This window comes from Protofrankia sp. Cr1, from assembly GCF_963555865.1.
Classification (GTDB): Bacteria; Actinomycetota; Actinomycetes; order Frankiales; family Frankiaceae; genus Protofrankia.
Window position 1 is genome coordinate 23,058 of the sequence record NZ_CAUVXO010000036.1, and the last position, 2,724, is coordinate 25,781.

Annotated in this window: 2 protein-coding genes; both read left to right on the forward strand. The window is 68.0% G+C overall.

Translation table 11 applies throughout. The features are described 5' to 3' along the window. Positions 1 to 115: 115 nt before the first annotated feature. Entirely contained in the window at positions 116 to 1,927 is a 1,812-nt protein-coding gene (locus U9980_RS05805; protein ID WP_322766996.1) for a 3-hydroxybutyryl-CoA dehydrogenase, read from the forward strand. Between the two features lie 156 nt (positions 1,928 to 2,083). Continuing rightward, positions 2,084 to 2,724: YkvA family protein (locus U9980_RS05810; RefSeq protein ID WP_322766997.1), on the forward strand; the 641-nt coding region annotated here is incomplete at its 3' end.

Here is a 2,724-nt window from a genome sequence, read left to right on the forward strand (position 1 = left end):
CGGTTTCTCATGGATGCCACGTCGGATGGCGATCGTGCGCTTGTGCGCCAAAGATCTGAGAGTATCTCGCGCACCGCCAGCGGGCATGGACACAGCGACGAGAGGGGTGGTCGGCATGGCCCAGGACTTCGCGAAGGTCGGAGTTGTCGGACTCGGCACCATGGGCGCGGGGATCGCTGAGGTCCTTGCCCGCGCCGGCATCGACGTGGTGGGCGTCGAGCTCAACGACGAGACACTCGCCCGGGGGCTCGGCCACATCCGCCACTCCACCGACCGGGCGGTCAGCCGCGGCAAGTTGACCGAGGCCGACCGGGACGCGCTCTTCGGCCGGATCCACGCCGGCACCGACCTGTCGGCTGTGGCGGCCTGTGGGCTGGTCGTCGAGGCGGTGCCCGAGCGGATTGAGGACAAGCGGGCGGTTCTCGCCGAGTTGGACGCACTGTGTCCGTCCGGAACGATCATCGCGACGAACACGAGTTCACTGTCGATCACCGAGCTGGCCGCCGGCACGTCCCGGCCCTCGCGGGTCGTCGGCACCCACTGGTTCAACCCGGCGCCGGTGATGGGCCTTGTAGAGATCATCCGTACGGTGGTGACGGACCCGGCGGTGTTGGCGGATCTTGAGATGCTGGTCACGAAGGTCGGCAAGACCGCCGTTGTCGCCGGGGACCGGGCCGGCTTCATCGCCAACGCCCTGCTGTTCGGCTACCTCAACAATGCCGTGCGGATGCTGGAGGCCCACTACGCCACCCGTGAGGACATCGATGCGGCCATGCGGTTCGGCTGCGGTCATCCGATGGGCCCGTTGGCGTTGCTGGATCTGATCGGCCTCGACGCCGCGTACGAGATCCTCGATTCGATCTACCACACATCCCGGGACCACCTGCACGCTCCGGCGCCCCTACTCAAGCAACTGGTCACCGCCGGGATGCTCGGTCGCAAGACCGGCCGCGGCTTCTACACCTACGCGGCTCCCGATTCATCCGAGATCGTCGATGCCGTGACATCGGACTCCGTCATGTCCTCCGCGTCCGGGACCGCAGCCGGGACCGGGACCCGCCGATCGGGCGCGCCGACCCGACCGGTGCGCACGATCGGTGTCATCGGTACCGGAACCATGGCCAGCGGGATCATCGAGGTCGCTGCCCGCTCCGGCTATGACGTGGTCCTGCGTGCGCGCGGCCAAGCGAAGATCGCCGACGTCCGCAAGAAACTCGAGTGGTCGCTGGACAAGGCGGTCGCCAAGGGCCGGATCACCCTGGATGAGCGGGCCGCGACCCTCGCGCGGGTGCGGGCCACGACCGATCTTGCCACGTTCGCAGACTGTGACCTCATCATTGAGGCGGTCGTGGAGGATCTCGAGGTCAAGCGAGCCCTGTTCGCCGAGATCGACGCGATCGCCCGACCCGGGGCGATCCTCGCGACCACCACGTCGTCTCTGCCGGTGATCGAGTGTGCGACCGCCACGTCGCGTCCCCAGGATGTGGTGGGGATGCACTGGTTCAACCCGGCCCAGGTGATGCGGTTGGTGGAGATCGTGCCGACCGTTCTGACCGCCGACGACGTCACCGCGACGGTTCTGGAGGTCGCGCGGGCGGCCGGCAAACATCCGGTGCTCTGTGCGGACCGTGCCGGGTTCATCGTCAACGCGCTGCTGTTCCCGTATCTCAACGACGCCGTGAGGATGTTGGAGGCGCATTACGCGGATGTCGAGGCCATCGACACGGCGATGAAGGTCGGCTGCGCTCATCCGATGGGGCCGTTCGAGCTCGCCGACGTCGTAGGCCTGGACGTGACGCTTGCCATTGTGCGCACGCTGTACCTGGAGTTCCGGGAGCCCGGATACGCCCCGGCGCCCCTGCTTGAACACCTTGTCAAGGCAGGTTATCTCGGTCGCAAGACCCGGCGCGGCTTTCGCGTCCACTGATCCGGCGACGGGGTCGGTGACCGGTCCGGGGCGGTTCGGACGCGCGTTTCGTCGCCTACGATGGCGCCGGACATCATGTTGTGCCGGTTCGGATCTTGTACTGGGCCGGGTACCAGCATGACCCGCCTGGTCCCGCCGTCGTTTCGGAGGAAGCCCATGGTCTCGCTGGACAAGGACGCCGCACGGGAGGTCGGCCGCGAGATCGCGACGTTCGTGCCCGATCTCGTGGTGATGTTGCGGCGGGTTCTCGTCGACCCGCGGGTGTCGCAGTCGGCCAAGATGGAGGCTGCGGCATCCCTCGCCTATCTGGTCTCGCCGCGCAACCGGCTGACGAACCTGATTCCCGTCGTGGGTCAGCTGGACGACATTGCGCTCGTGGCTTTCGCGTTCCGTCGCCTTCAGCTGGGCGCGGGCGAGGCCATCCTGCGCGAGCACTGGCGCGGCAGCGACCGGACCTTCCAGGTCATGATCGGCGCGTCTTCTGCGCTGTCATCGCCGCGAGGGATGATCCGACGGGTGAAACTGGCCAAGACGCTCGCCGAGTCGACCATGGACCGGCTAGCCGGCTCCCGTCGGCGCCCTGGAATGGGAGATGACCCGCACCGCGTCATCGAGGGTGAAGTCATCGACGATGACCGTGTCAGGGGTGACCGTGTCGGCGGTGACCGTGTCGGCGGTGACCGTGTCGAGGGTGACGTCGTCGGCCGGACGCCCGCGTCCGAGCCCGGCACCGACCGGGGCATACCACGGCCCCGCGTGGCGCGCCCCCGCCGCCCGGAAGATCCGCCGGCGTCGCG

Coding starts and splice junctions, on each gene's coding strand:
- U9980_RS05805 (WP_322766996.1), top strand. CDS start 116: ATGGCCCAGGACTTCGCGAAGGTCGGAGTTGTCGGACTCGGCACCATG.